Source organism: Bradyrhizobium sp. Kon56, from assembly GCF_055807635.1.
The window spans coordinates 1-13,651 of sequence record NZ_JBVVOU010000065.1 but is presented as its reverse complement, the minus strand read 5'-3'; the positions used below and the strand labels follow the sequence as shown (position 1 = coordinate 13,651).

Annotated in this window: 10 protein-coding genes and 1 pseudogene; 9 read left to right on the top strand and 2 right to left on the bottom strand. The window is 58.8% G+C overall.

The annotated features are described in order from the left end of the window. A pseudogene (locus tag AC0L3B_RS37350) lies at window positions 1-95 on the bottom strand (LabA-like NYN domain-containing protein); the annotation flags it as partial. Window positions 96-654: 559 nt separating this feature from the next. On the opposite strand from AC0L3B_RS37350, the gene AC0L3B_RS37345 reads away from it, so the two are divergent. The 7 genes from AC0L3B_RS37345 (at window position 655) to AC0L3B_RS37315 (ending at window position 9,077) form a co-directional block, all read left to right on the top strand. Continuing rightward, the gene (locus AC0L3B_RS37345; protein ID WP_446480970.1) at window positions 655-918 is read left to right on the top strand and encodes a hypothetical protein; all 264 of its coding nucleotides are present in this window, start codon (window positions 655-657) and stop codon (window positions 916-918) included. Window positions 919-1,885: 967 nt separating this feature from the next. After that, complete coding sequence (locus AC0L3B_RS37340) at window positions 1,886-3,187, top strand: calcium-binding protein (RefSeq protein ID WP_473382483.1); 1,302 nt, start codon at window positions 1,886-1,888, stop codon at window positions 3,185-3,187. A 40-nt stretch (window positions 3,188-3,227) separates the two neighbouring features. Further along, window positions 3,228-4,880: a type I secretion system permease/ATPase gene (locus AC0L3B_RS37335; protein ID WP_473382479.1), complete on the top strand. Its 1,653-nt coding sequence runs from the start codon at window positions 3,228-3,230 to the stop codon at window positions 4,878-4,880. Further along, window positions 4,877-6,241 carry an HlyD family type I secretion periplasmic adaptor subunit gene (locus tag AC0L3B_RS37330; protein ID WP_473382475.1) on the top strand — a complete coding sequence of 455 codons (1,365 nt, stop codon included), beginning with the start codon at window positions 4,877-4,879 and terminating at the stop codon, window positions 6,239-6,241. Before AC0L3B_RS37335 ends, AC0L3B_RS37330 begins: the two co-directional genes overlap by 4 nt. Window positions 6,242-6,286: 45 nt before the next feature. Further along, window positions 6,287-7,480 (top strand): helix-turn-helix transcriptional regulator, encoded by a 1,194-nt coding sequence (locus tag AC0L3B_RS37325; protein WP_473382472.1) that lies wholly within the window; start codon window positions 6,287-6,289, stop codon window positions 7,478-7,480. A 56-nt stretch (window positions 7,481-7,536) separates the two neighbouring features. Next, entirely contained in the window at window positions 7,537-8,565 is a 1,029-nt protein-coding gene (locus AC0L3B_RS37320; RefSeq protein ID WP_473382470.1) for a M23 family metallopeptidase, read from the top strand. Between the two features lie 296 nt (window positions 8,566-8,861). Next, the gene (locus AC0L3B_RS37315; protein ID WP_446480976.1) at window positions 8,862-9,077 is read left to right on the top strand and encodes a hypothetical protein; all 216 of its coding nucleotides are present in this window, start codon (window positions 8,862-8,864) and stop codon (window positions 9,075-9,077) included. A gap of 291 nt (window positions 9,078-9,368) precedes the next feature. Here AC0L3B_RS37315 and AC0L3B_RS37310 read toward each other — a convergent pair whose 3' ends face one another. Continuing rightward, window positions 9,369-9,683, bottom strand: coding sequence for an H-NS histone family protein (locus AC0L3B_RS37310; protein WP_473382490.1), 315 nt, complete (start codon window positions 9,681-9,683; stop codon window positions 9,369-9,371). Window positions 9,684-10,252: 569 nt separating this feature from the next. Here AC0L3B_RS37310 and AC0L3B_RS37305 point away from each other — a divergent pair. Together AC0L3B_RS37305 and AC0L3B_RS37300 are read left to right on the top strand one after the other, a co-directional pair. After that, window positions 10,253-11,200, top strand: coding sequence for a hypothetical protein (locus AC0L3B_RS37305; protein ID WP_446480978.1), 948 nt, complete (start codon window positions 10,253-10,255; stop codon window positions 11,198-11,200). Between the two features lie 2,359 nt (window positions 11,201-13,559). Then, on the top strand, window positions 13,560-13,651 hold a 92-nt coding region (locus AC0L3B_RS37300), incomplete at its 3' end, for a cold-shock protein (RefSeq protein WP_473382487.1).

Sequence of the window (13,651 nt, the reverse complement as noted above, 5' to 3'; positions counted from 1 at the left end):
TTGTAATCGATGTCGAAGCCCAGAGTTTTCGCCGTCGCGTAGAGATTGGCTCCATCGATGAAGAGCGCGATCTTGTCAGTCGGGATTGGTGACATTCAGTTCACGCTTTCCGTGAAACAGCGCAGAGTGGGAAATGCGACACCAAGTCGGTCGCATTCTAGATAGATCGCTAGCGAAGATCTTAGAGTACAGACGGATGCTTTAAGCCTCAACTATTTTTCGGCCGGACTCAGAACCCTGACTTTAGCCGAAAGTTAGGGTGCCGGATCTGTAAAGTCTCCTGTCAAATTTTAGGTGTCCATTCCCAGGGTGCTCGCGCCATGACCGTTGGCGATTTTGCTCTCTTTGATCTTTGGATTCATCGGCGCGGCCGCGGCTGGCGGTGGTCTGTTTCAGGTCCACGCGGAAACGTTCTATTAGTCGGGAGCGAGAGAAGCCGGCCCGCAGCGCAATACATGGCTGCTCGGGCCATCTTCCAGTTGCTGCTGACCGCCCCTTATCTCGATCGAAGCAGATCCAACGTTGCGTCGGCGCCTTATACTCTACCTGAATGCGAGGAAGGAATTTCAGGGGCTAGTGACTCGGAGTTGGGCCGCGAAGGCCCCTAGGCTGGCCCTCTTTGAACATCACGCGGCGCCCTTCAGCGAAAACGCAATGCTCACAGTGCTTGATCGCCCAGGCTACGGACACGTGACGGTGCATGGCTTCCGCTCGACGTTTGCGACCTGGGCGGAGGAATGCACCGATTATCCCGACGGCGTCCGCGAGGCCGCGCTGGCCCACAAGTACAAGAGCGAGACCACCGCCGCCGATCAGAGGGGCCAAAAGCTGGAAAAGCAGCGGGCTCTGATGAAGAATTGGGCCGCATTTCTCACGGGCAGCAATGTGATCCATTTAGATGACCGGAGGGCAGGATAGCGCGCAAGACCGGCACCGTTGTCGAAATCAGCATCCGCACCACTGGCACAACGGTGCGCAGGCCGATCGCCCCCATGAAACACCAAGGAATGGGCCGAGCATGAGGTTCGCCGGTTGGTCAAGCTGGCCAAGCAGGGCGTTGGCGTAGGGTAAGCAGCCGGGACCGGCGAAGTGGCCCGCCGCTACCACTAGTACAACGTTCAATCGGGGTTCGCCGGTTAGGCACGTTCTGAAGCAGGAGTCGCGGAGCGTTGCACATCTGCAACCCGCACAGCTCTTCGGGGTAGTAAGCTGGTCTCAGAATGACCGAAACATATTTCGTTCTTACTTCCACAAAATCAGTGAGGCGAAAAGTGTTTGATGTCTATCTCAATTGGAAGCGTGACTTGCTCATTCTAAGCGCAGACTCCGCGATACCCGGGGCTTACTCTGCGGATCAGTGGCGCAAGAGCAGACGAAGAATTCTCAAAGTAAGCGACGAGGTTAGGTCAACCGTCCAGCGACAGGGGTATTACGTTCGTCGCTTGCGCGTCACGAAAGAGGGGTCGATTTAGTTCGGAAGCATGGGGCCGGATCCTGGGCTGATTGTCGGCCACGAGCAGACGAGAGACCACTAGGAAAACGAACGTTTCGCAGCGTACCCCCTGCCGTTTCGAAGCGCACTCCGTGAAACAAGGGAAAGATCGTCGGCGCGAAACCAGCGCGCCGTAAGTCCCGCCGGATGCGGCCGAGCGTTCCAGGACTTTCCCTAAAGGGCAGATTGGGCGCTCCACCTCCGTCGCGCCACTCGCCCAGCTTCTTCAACGATTCTTTTGTCCCCAAATGGGGATTGCGACGCTGCCCAATTTTCATTCAGGGTTGCGTTGCTCGAACTGTACAACAGGGACGATCGGAGGTCACCCAAGCGAAGCACCACAAAAGCAAGCCTACCCGCATCACGGAAACCTTGAAATAGGGAGCGGAAATCATGGCACTCATCAATGGAACGGCAGGCGACGATATCCTTCCTGGAACGGCAGCCGACGACGAGATCAACGGACTGGCAGGCAACGATACGATCACCGGGTTGGACGGCAACGACGTCGTGAATGGAGGTGCGGGTGACGACAACATCGATGGCGGCGCTGGCAACGACACTCTGAATGGCAATGCCGGTGTGGATACGATCGCCGGGGGCGACGGCGACGATACTATCAGCGGCGGCGCCGGGGACGACAATCTCTCGGGCAATGCTGGCCTCGACACGATCCACGGCAATGCAGGCAACGACACGATTGACGGCGGCTTGGGGAACGATCAACTTTTTGGCGATGCGGGCGACGACTCCATACACGGCGGAGATGGTGATGATGCCATCCACGGTGGCGCCGGAGCCGACACCCTTTGGGGAGACGCAGGCAACGATACGCTAAATGGCGATGCCGGCAATGACACCTTGAACGGCGGTCTCGGGAACGACACGTTGAACGGAGGTATCGGCGACGATATCATCAACGGCAACGAGGGAAATGACACACTGAGCGGCGGCCTCGGAAATGACACGCTTAGTGGCGGCGCCGATGATGACGTCTTGAATGGGGGCGCCGGCAGTGACACGCTGAACGGCGACGCTGGTAACGACACCTTGCATGGGGACGCCGGAGCCGACCTTATGGATGGGGGTGCCGGTAACGACACGATGTTCGGAGACGCCGGAGACGACACTATGTTGGGCGGAGCCGGAGATGACACCATGAATGGTGGTGACGGCGCGGACGAGCTCAGTGGCGGCACGGGCATTGATACGCTGAACGGCGATGGTGGCGACGATACGCTTGCTGGCGGTGACAACAACGATACTCTAAACGGCGGCGACGGAGCCGACACGCTCGCGGGCGGAAATGGCAACGATACTCTCGCCGGCGGCGCAGGCGATGACGAGCTGAATGGCGGTAACGGCAACGACGTCCTCAGCGGGGGTACGGGAGACGACGTGCTGACAGGTGGTGCGGGCGCCGATACCTATAATTTCGGTGACAACACCACCACCAACTTCGGTAATGACGAGATAACAGATTTCAGTCTCACCGATGGTGATCTGATACACGTCGATGCTGCACCGGGATTCGATCCAAACTCGGTCGTAGTCAGCGACGATGGCACCAATACCGTGCTCGACTTCGGCTTCGGAACGATTCAACTCGACGGCGTCACGGGAGGCGCAACGCCATTCACAACGGTCGAGGATATCAATGTGGCCGCGGGAGCCACGGTCATCGAAGTCGTGTGAGGCACTTTCGGCGGGGCGGCTACCGATCCGCCCCGCCGCTGTGGTCGTTCCCTTTTATTCGATCGAGGTGTTCGATCGAGTGATCAGCAGCGGTAGCGTTGAAACGCTTGTCGGCCTTACGATGATTGCTGCAGCGGCCCTAGTCTTTAGCGGCGCTTTCGATATCTTGCGTAGCCGACTCCTCAGTCGGTTCGCAGTCGGCTTCGAGCGGTGCGTCGCACCAATTGTTCTCGAAGGCACCATCGTGGAGGCGGCAAGTCGCGGCGATGGGAGGACGCACGATCTTGTCAAGGTCCGCGAGCTAAGGACCTTTCTGTCAAGCGGCACCGTTATAACGCTCATCGATGCGCCTTTTCTCCCTGCTTTCATCTTCATTCTATTCTTCCTCCACGCCTGGTATGGCGCCATCGCTCTGGTCGGGACGGCAATTCTGCTTGTGATGGGCATCATCAGCCGGCGGATCGCGCGCACCGAGACAGCCGACGCCTCGGGAGCGGCCCTGCGGACGCAGGCCGCCCTGGATGGGATCGTCCGGAATGCCAGCCTCGTGCGCGCGATGGGGTGGACTCTCGGCGCAGTTCGCGAATTCATGCGGCTCAACGATCACGCACTGTCGCCCGTTGTGCGAGCCAGTGAACGTATCTGTGCGATTGGCGTTGCCGCGCGCATGATCAGAACAACCCTGCAGATTGCCGCGATCGGAGCGGGCGCTTGGCTGGTGCTCCAAAATGAAGTGCTGTCCGGCAGCCTGATTGCTAGTTCACTGCTGGTCGCGCGCACCCTCCAGCCCATGGAAAGCCTGATCTCGGCATGGCGCGCGCTCGCATCTGCGCAGGAGGCTTGGACACAAGTCCAGGCCGCCGCCGCGCCGGTGTTGGCGCGGAAGAGAAAGACCTTGCTTCCGATGCCGTCCGGCCGGCTGGTCATCGATCGCGTAGCTTACCGGCCCGCCGGAACCAAACGCCCCATTCTCGCAGGTATAAACTTTGAGTGCCGACCCTCACAAATTGTAGTTGTCATAGGTCCGACGGGGGCTGGGAAATCGACCCTGCTGCGGCTGATGGCGGCCCTCGAGCCGCCGAGTAGCGGCACGATCCGACTGGATCACGCCGCTCTCCACAACTGGGATTCCGATCAACTCGGCAAGTTCATCGGATATCTTCCCCAAGACGTACAGCTCGTTGGCGGTACCGTCGCAGAAGCGATCGCCGGATTCGACGAAAGCGCGCTCGACGAAGACATCACCTCGGCAGCGATGCTCGCGCAAGCGCATGACATGATCTTGTCCCTGCCATGTGGCTATCAGACCGAGATCGGGCGCGACGGCAGCAAGCTCTCAGGTGGCCAGCGCCAGCGGATCGGTCTTGCGCGAGCCTTCTACGGCGACCGCAAGTTGATGCTGCTGGACGAGCCGAACGCCAACCTCGACCCAGAGGGTGAGGAAGCGCTCTGCTCTGCGGCTTTGGAAGTCAAAGCGCGGGGCGCAACGCTGGTCATCGTGACGCACAGACCCCGCCTCCTGACGATCGCAGATGCCGTATTGCTGCTCAGAGATGGCATGCAGCTCGCGTTTGGTCCGCCGAGCAAGGTTCTGCCGCTCCGTCTGTCTGACGTCACACCGATACAAAAGTCGACCGACGTCCACCGCGAAGCAGAGCCCCGCGTGCTTAGGACCGGAGGAGCAGGTCGATGACGTCGCAAGACCAAGGTCGCAACATCGTCATGTCCCGCCAAGTGGTGACCGGCGATCGGTGGGCAACGTTCAGCGAACCACGCTCCGACATGCGGCGCATCGTGACGTGGGGGTGTGTGTTGCTCATTCTGCAGTTCTGCTGCATCGGCGTCTGGGCGACCACCGTTCCGCTCCGCAGCGCGGTCGTGGCGTCCGGCTTCATCAAGGTGCACTCGAAGCGCAAAGCCGTACAGCATCTACAGGGAGGTATCATAAAGTCTATCCAGGTCAGGGAAAATGATCGTGTCCAGGCGGGTCAAGTTATTGCGCGGCTCGACACCACGCAGATCGAGGAAATGCTTGGCTCGCTCGAGACGAAATTATTCGCGGACCTTGCGATGGAAGCGCGATTGACCGCCGAACAGGCCGGCAAAAAAACAATACGATTTCCGGACGAACTGCGAACGAGCTCTGCTGCGGCCGCGGGCGTTGCCGTACAAACCCAGCAGGCGGAATTTGCGGCGCGGTTGACCGCGATCGAGGGCGAGCGAAAGCAGATCGATCAGCAGATGCTGCAATCTGAAGACACTATTCGTGGACTGGAAGGCGACACAAATGGGGCAGAGCAGCAACTTGCCCTTCTGAAGGAAGAAATCGCGGACACGAGCTCCTTGCTCGCGAAGGGCCTCGCGCGTAAGCCGCGTTTACTGGCTCTGCAACGTAGTCAGGCTGAAACGGAAGGGCAGATCGCCCGCAATGCAGCATCAATCTCGCAGGCACGAACAAAGATCGCCGAATTGGACTATCGGCGTCGGCAGTTGGAGTTGAACCAGAAGCAAGACATCGCAAAGCAGTTGCATGCCACCAGCGAAGAGATTGGAGATCTTCGACATCGAATTGCCGCGTTGCGCGATCAGCTTGTTCGATCCGAGTTGCGTGCACCTGAAAGTGGAAAAGTCGTCGGCCTCAACAGCAGGGACCTCAGTGCCGTGCTTGCACCCAGGGAAACTCTTCTGGAAATCGTCCCCCTCCAAGACCGGCTTGTCATCGAGGCAACGCTGAAGCCGACGGATCGGCAAGAGGTTTACGTGGGACAGACGGCACGCGTGCGCGTCCTCGCGTTGAACATCCGGCGAATACCGATGCTAGACGCGAAGGTCGTTGCGGTTGCCGCAGATGCTCTGAATGACCCGAAGACGGGCGCGGCCACGTACATGGCGGAACTCGAGCTAACTACCACAACGCAGACGGCTTACTACCTTTCGTCGTTGTTGCCCGGAATGCCCGTCGAGGTGTTCGTCGAGACGGGAGAAAGAACTTTTGCGGAGTATTTGCTGCAGCCTATGGTGCTGCGGATCCACCGCGCCTTCAGGGAGAGTTAAGCTGCTGCCGCAAAGCCGGCTGCATTGATATTGCGGGAGGAGCGATTGCACGGGAATGGCAAGGTACTGCCCCACTGGCAGAACAGAGCTGGTTTTTTCCACGCGGCGGGCGCACGTTCGGCGATTGATGCCGAAGGCCGGGTTGAACAGTCGGCGGTGCCTGCTGACCAGAGCGTCGGCCATACGACGATGGAGTGTTTTGGTAGGGGGATTGCGAAGCTCCTCGAATGCCGCAGCTGCTACGTTGCGGCGGCGGCACGCCGGGCTTCTTGCCAGGAACTGCTACAGGTGCGGATCGGGCAGGCGGCCATCGATCCCTCGTGCACGGCCATGGTGGCGCGAATTGTCGGCAAGGGCGCTAGTAAAGGTTGTACGCTTCTCGAACCCGTCCATATGCGTACTACCTTCGTGCGAAGGCTAATAGGACCCGAACCGGATCTGAAAGGTCATTCTGTGATAGGAAGGTTCGCCCCTTGCGATGATGTGACGGTCGTCTTTATCGCAGGATGGCGTTCAGCGGGACTTACTCGGGCAGAGGTTCCGTGCTTGGTGCGTGCAGTGCGTGCGATCTGGGAGACTGCAAACGATCTGGTAGGATTCCAGCCGCGCCAAGAAGATGCAGCGGCCTGGCTTGGAGTTTTGGGATTTCCCGCCCTCGTCGTTGACGAAGATCTTCTTGTTCACGAAACCAACGACAGCGGGCAATCGCTATTGGCCAAGGGCGAACTCCTCAAGGCGAATGGTAACCGGTTGGCGGGGCGTAGCAGTTCGGTGACGGCTGCCTTGAGGGACGCGATTCGCGAATCGTTGAGTTCGGGCGCCGATCGGGAGTGGCTGGGGACAACCGTGCCTCTTTCAACCGAGCGCGAGCGGTTTGCCTTTGCCAGAATTGGAACTGCGCCGCCGCCTTGCGATAGCGGAAAAGCGCTTGTCATCGTGCCGCAGTTCGATGAGGTGGCGGGAGCGCACCGTATTGCCGCCGCTTTCGGCTTGAATTTCGCGGAAGAGCGGATTGTCACTCGGATCCTTCAAGGCAAGTGTCCACGACAGATCGGTGCTGAGCTCCGGCTGACTGAAGCAACAGTGAGAACCTACACCAAGCGCATCATGCTCAAAATGGGAATCAACCGGCAATCCGAGTTCTTTGTGCTTCATCATCTCACGCAATCGCCGTTCGGCTCTGGTCTGCGCGAGAAGTCGGTCCGCCACCTTGGGTCCGCCTCTCGGTTGAGCGGATAGGTGCAATGCTTGGACAGGCTTGATCGACGACTTCAAGATTTATGTGCGAAGCATTCATGATGACAACAACGCGTCCGCTCGCAGGAAGCTCATTTCCTCTTTCGTCTGTGATTGGGATGCTCGTGTTCGCAGTCACTGGAATTGCCCTTGCCGAACCCATCCAACTGGGGATGCCGATCGCCTGCGAGCCCGGCAGGACGTGCTACATTCAGAATTATACGGATCGGGACCCCTCACCGGCAGCAAGGGACTACAAGTGCGGCACGCTGACATACGAGGGACACAACGGAACTGATTTTCGACTCCCGTCGCTGCAGGCGCAACGCCATGGCGTTGACGTTCTCGCATCTGCAAATGGGCGCGTCATCCGAACTCGGGAAAATCTGCCGGACGGCGCGTTCCACAAGGCCGCCCGCGAGGCTGTGCGTGATGTCGAATGTGGCAATGGCGTTTTGATCGAACACGCGCACCGCTGGGAAACGCAGTATTGTCACTTGGCAACGGGCAGTCTTCAAGTGAAGCCCGGTGATTCGGTAACACGAGGGCAGCCGCTCGGCCGAGTAGGTCTGTCGGGTTTGACCGAGTATCCTCACCTCCACTTCACGGTACGGCACAACGGTTCGATCATCGATCCTTTCGCCTTCGGCTCGAGCCCGGAATCCTGCGGCGGAGGAGAGATGCTCTGGGATCCCGCATTGCAGGCGCGGCTTCGCTATCAGGAGCGCTCCGTTCTGAATACGGGCTTTGCGAGTGCCCCGGTGACGATGGAATTCATCGAGGATGGAAGAGCCGACGCGGAATTGCCTTCGGCGACCTCGGCGGCCATTGTCGCTTTTGTCCGCATCATCGGCTTGAAATCGGGCGACTTGCAGCGACTTGTCGTCAGCAATCCCTCCGGCAACGTGATCGCCCAAGATAACGCTGCGCCCGTCGAGCACAATAAGGCTCAAGCTTTTCTGTTCACGGGTCGAAAACGCCCCGCCAATGGCTGGGATCTGGGCACCTACAAAGCGGAATACACCGTTGAGCACGCCGGCCAAGTGGTGCTGAGAGAGTTATGGGAACTTCAGGTTCGATCGCATTGATCCAGGATCTTTTCGGCTGGCTGCTCATCCAACGATCTCGGTCGACGCCCGCGGTCGTTGCGGGGGATATGGCGAAGCAGCAGTAAAAAGCCCTAGCATACGCGGTGCAGGTCGCCGACCTCTGGCATTTGATAGAGCTGCTCTTGCTCATAAGAGAGTTCAACCAAGTGAAGCTCTCGCTCTGTTTGATCCAAATCATGATCGGAAGCGCCTGGAGTATGGGACAATCCGAAGGCGTGATCTATCGAAGAGGGTGACTGCGCAAGACGAGGTGGGTCTAGGACGGGGCCGAAACCATGGCGGACCTACTCCGTGCGGATGCCGCGGATCTGGCCCTTATGAGCAGGCGATCGAGCGACCCGCAAAAGCGCGCACTTTTCGAACGCTTGGCAGATGAGCTCGCCATAGAGGCTCTCGAACTCAAGCAGGTGGTGAAGCTGCAAAGCCGGCGCTCCGGTCACAGCGACATGGATAAAGTCGTGCCCCTCCACGTCCGTCCAGATCGTCGCTGACCCGATCCCGCTTCCCTTTTTGGGCCACCGCCTCAACTAGTGGCCTCTCGTTCACAGCTGGCGGTCTTCATGCGACAAAGCCTCGTGGTCTGTCCGGATCTCGGTCTACAGGCCAAACTCCATCGGCTGCCCCGCCGGCCGGGGCGCTGCTTCGTCCCATTAGGCGGCTTGGCCCAGGGCGACGTCACGATTGCCCAGAAAATTGCTCTCGAAATCGAGGATAGCCTCGCGTCGAGCGTCGCCAACAGCTCCCCGGGGCCGATCGGCTCGCGCCTACTCTGTCGTCGTCCCTTAGAGGGTACGGGCTCGCGCGTACGCCTTTTCCCGAGTTAGATTTCGCGGAGCGTCGATTAGGAAATCATCCAACTTCCGGCCACCTCGAAGCTGCGGCCGCAGCCACCGAGGCAGTCTGCCGCGGCCGGACCATGTCTCCGCCGGGTTCTTTGGGTTGCTATATTTGGGGCGAACGGGAGGGTATGGACGGCGCTTACGATCGAACCGTACAGCTTTCTCGGCCAGTCCAATTTTGTGGAGCCGCTCCTCCAACCGTGCTTTTTGCACCAGAATTTTCTGGCTGAGCGTGGCGGCGACCTGTTGGTGAAGCATCCAAAGCTCGTCCAGGGAAAGCGAATTGAAATGCTCGGTGTTCATCGCTCGATCCGATTCTTGGGAGAAGGCCCAGGCAGACAACTCGGGAATGAAGGAGCAGACAAGCCATGAGTTAAATAGCCGTCGTACAATCCACATTTAAATGAGGCCGTAGAACGGGAGAAAGGCGCGATGGCGGTAATATCGTGACGGAGCATTTAATTTGGTGCGAGGCGAATCCTCACTCCGGCCCCGCACACCGGCATCGTATCATCCACAACCTACCGCTCGACCAGTCGTCACATTGCCATTGCCATTGCGAAGGTGAGCGCAAACACCGCAGCGGGTGATCAACCGGGCGGCCGCGTCACGGATCGCGAGCGGGACCGACGCCCAATGCAACGCATGTGGCTCGATTCAATCGAACGCGCTGCCGCGTTTTGCAACTGAAGAGTGTTGGATGGCCTGTTAACTAGGATGGCCAGGAGCACAATTAATCCATCACGTTGCCAGATTTAAGCCGCATGGGGGCCCATGTCGCCGCGAAGGCTCGTGCCGAGTAGGGGGCGCAACACCGGGAGTTTTCGATGTCCCGTCATTTGCGATTTTACTCTGCCGGTTTAGTCCTTGTCGGAGTTCTTGCCGCGACACCAGCGTGCTCCGACCCTTTTACCGATTTGTTCAATATTGCTCCGCGCGAGCCCGCTGCAACCTCATCGGTGCAGCCGGAATGCTTGCCGCGGCCCGGCAACTCGCCTGGCCCACGCCAGCACTGGGTCTATCGGCGGGACGGCCACCGCAAATGCTGGTTCCTAGCCGAAGGCACCGCGACGGTGCGAAAGCCAGCTCACGGTCGTGTGGCCGGCCGCGCCACTAGTCTCGCCGAGAACGAGGCCGCGCAGCAAAGGTCGAACCCGATGATCGATGCGCGCGTGGAGTTGTTACCCTCTCCGCCCGTTGATCGGGCTCCGCCCATGCCGCCAGCAGGCGAACTCAAGGTGGTTGATGCCGCTCCTTTTTCCGAGGCGAGTAAGCCGGCCCTGATGCCGGCGCGACCCGTCGCGGATCTTCCTACCAGCCAGCTCACGCCCGAGCACTCCGTGCCGCCTCACGTAGATGTGCAGAAGCTTCGCGCGGCCGTGCGAGCCGACTCACCTGCAGCTATCCCGATGGCCGCGCACAATGAAGTGCGCGACGAGCCGCGCAGCTGGACGGTAACCTCGTTAGGTGTGCTGCTGATGACGCTGGGGGGCTTTTCGATTTTAAGCTCGAACCGCACGGTTCGGCAGACGGTAAAATTACGCCACCGATGCGCGTACACAGGACGGGTTAGTGAGGCGGCCCCGCGATCGATGAGTTCACGCCGGTACATTGCCACACGTACAAAGGTTCCGCGCGACTGCACTCATTTCGGTGCTGCCTTAGACGGACATTCGATTCACATGACGGTACCCCTTTTGGATGGGACTGCCATCATGCGGATACAAAGCGTTTCGTGGTGGACTGCGGCAAGTGATCTGCGCAGCAAAGCCTGACCGTATTGACGAGCAAGCGGCGAGACGTCGAGCTAGCAAATGTATGGCGAGCACGGCGGAAGGCGATCAAATCGTTGCTACTTTTCAAGGTGCAACATCGAACGGAAATCGGTGCAACCGCCCTGTCTGGAATAGACGGCCGCCCGACTTGTTCACGACTCCGCCCAGGAACCGTTGCGCCTTATCGACCTGTTCAGGATGTCCACAGCTAAAGTCCAGGGCAGCGTTCGCTCGCTGCTCGCGCGGTTCATATCCTCAAATGCATTCGCCAGCTCTTCTGTACGGGGCGAATAAGGACGTCGTGCGCTACCACACTGGCCTTCATCGTGACATTTCCCGGTCCGCCGTTCGGCGGAAGCTGGCTCGCTCGATGAAGCCACGCGCGCCGCTTCAAGGTCGCCTGGGAGAACTCCAAGGCGAAACATCGGCCAAGCTGATCGATATCGCTTCGCTGATCGGCGTCTTTCGGTAGCTCCAAGTTGCTCGGCGAGCTTTCCTTTCAAGCAAGCAACACTCTCCGCCCTCCGCTTCTGAGATTGCCACATCCGCCGCTGAGATGAAAAAGGCCGCAGGATCAGCCCATCTCCTGCGGCCTTTATTTTCCCGGGAAAATTGAGTGCTTACGGAATGGACACTTCCAGCCCCGGCTGTTGGCGATGATTCCAGAATCCGGTTTGCGGGTTGAGTCCCAAAACATCTGTTCCGAAGCGGAACATGGAAGGCTGTTGCGCCTGCGCAACGTCTTGCCGTGAGGCGGAAGAGGGCGGGTGCATACCCGAAGCTCTGCCGTGTTTCATCGAGAGTCCGACCCAGTATTCTTGCGGGCGGTTGAGACGTTGGAATCGGTGTAGATTCGGGGAAATGGTGAAAATGCAAGTGCACCATCAACCGAAAGCAACAAGCTCGGCCGACGGGGAGGGAAGCATGGTAGCAGCTCTGCAGATAAACTTTGCGCTGTGGGGAATGATTGTTTGTGCCGCCTACGAGTTTCTGCAACTAGTCGAACTATTTTAGAACAGCAGCCAGCCCCCGACTGCAATCACCGTCTTGGCGGTAACGTACAGCCACGCCAGCGTTGTGATAGCTGAAGAAGGGCTACCGGTAGAACCATGAAGTGTGCCTTTGTGGGAGGAGAGTGAGCTGAGTAACATCGTCCTCGGTGTCTCTATCCCGTGTACCAATTCGCGGATAGGTGCGAGCGGGCATGGGGCGCCCCATTTCAACCCCGTGGCCACGGGTCTATGGGGGCGGCCGCTTTAATTATCAGGGCGACCACCGTGATCGATTTACCGGTGCTGCTGAACCTCCACAACGTGGAAATCGGCCAATGCGCCATGGCTCGGACTGGAGGTGAACCTCATCAACACCAGGAAACCTGAACAAGAATGCAGGGCCTCTTCTGGCCCTTTGCTATGGTGGTCTTCGTGGCCGAAAACTGAGGCTACCGTCATTCGCTCCCAACTGGGCCCTGGAGAAATCGACATTTTGTCGAGCATCTCCAAAGGAGAGATGTGCCACATAATTATTGTATTACTCGTGCGTCAGCTTGCCGGCGGAAATCATCCCCCGCGTCCGCAACGGCGCAATTTGCGCCGCGAAGGTCTATGCGGGTTAGAGCACGGTGCAAGGGGTTGGGGGTGTCCGCATCTTCAGAATCAATCGTTTCTTAGCGACCGCGGCTTTCCCGTTTCACGCACATCTGCAAATCAGAATATGGGTCTAGATTGCTAGGCAATCGCGAGCACGCTCCGCACGAGTTGCGCGACCTGATAATTGCTCTGGCCGCAGCACTTGGGCGGTCGAAATTCAGCGGGTGCCCTTTGGATCGCACCGCGATCACTGCTCGGCTGTGACTGCGAACCTGTTGTGTTGCAGTTGAGGGCGCAGCTGCTGAAGGCGATTGAGGCACCGAACCTGAAGCGGGATTAGCCGCGAGTATGGTAGCATCGTTGTTCCCGTTGTTCTTACGGAGCCTGCGCGGCCTTTATTTGCGCCAATATTACGATATGTTGCCTGCATGTCCGACCACAAGAATGGTCCGCCCAGTTCAGAATTGTCTCTCATCAAGGATGGCGTCGCACCGGGTTGTCGCATCGTGTTGGCCGAGGCGGCTGGTCGAAGATTGTCCGGCAAGTTCGGCGTTGTCCTTGGGCTAGGCGCCACGCGCAACCAGGTACGTGTGCTCTTAGACGGCTCCAAACAGCCGCTCACACTTCACATTCGGTATTTGGATCTACTTGACTCGGGGCATGCCGATTGAATCAGCGTGCCGTCTATCGCGTTCGCGCGCCGGCCGGCCAGCCATTCTTTTGTCGGAAACCCCGCACTAGTTTTGGTTTTTGAATAATGGAGAGGTCAAGTGGCTTTGGGGACTGTGAAGTGGTTCAACCCGACGAAGGGTTACGGGTTCATTCAACCTGACAACGGCGGCAAGGACGTCTTCGTCCATAT

Excerpts from the sequence above, each read along its gene's own strand:
- AC0L3B_RS37305 (WP_446480978.1), top strand. The coding sequence starts at position 10,253 with ATGTCCCGTCATTTGCGATTTTACTCTGCCGGTTTAGTCCTTGTCGGA.
- AC0L3B_RS37340 (WP_473382483.1), top strand. The coding sequence starts at position 1,886 with ATGGCACTCATCAATGGAACGGCAGGCGACGATATCCTTCCTGGAACG.
- AC0L3B_RS37310 (WP_473382490.1), bottom strand. The coding sequence starts at position 9,683 with ATGCTTCACCAACAGGTCGCCGCCACGCTCAGCCAGAAAATTCTGGTG.
- AC0L3B_RS37330 (WP_473382475.1), top strand. The coding sequence starts at position 4,877 with ATGACGTCGCAAGACCAAGGTCGCAACATCGTCATGTCCCGCCAAGTG.
- AC0L3B_RS37320 (WP_473382470.1), top strand. The coding sequence starts at position 7,537 with ATGATGACAACAACGCGTCCGCTCGCAGGAAGCTCATTTCCTCTTTCG.
- AC0L3B_RS37315 (WP_446480976.1), top strand. The coding sequence starts at position 8,862 with ATGGCGGACCTACTCCGTGCGGATGCCGCGGATCTGGCCCTTATGAGC.
- AC0L3B_RS37345 (WP_446480970.1), top strand. The coding sequence starts at position 655 with ATGCTCACAGTGCTTGATCGCCCAGGCTACGGACACGTGACGGTGCAT.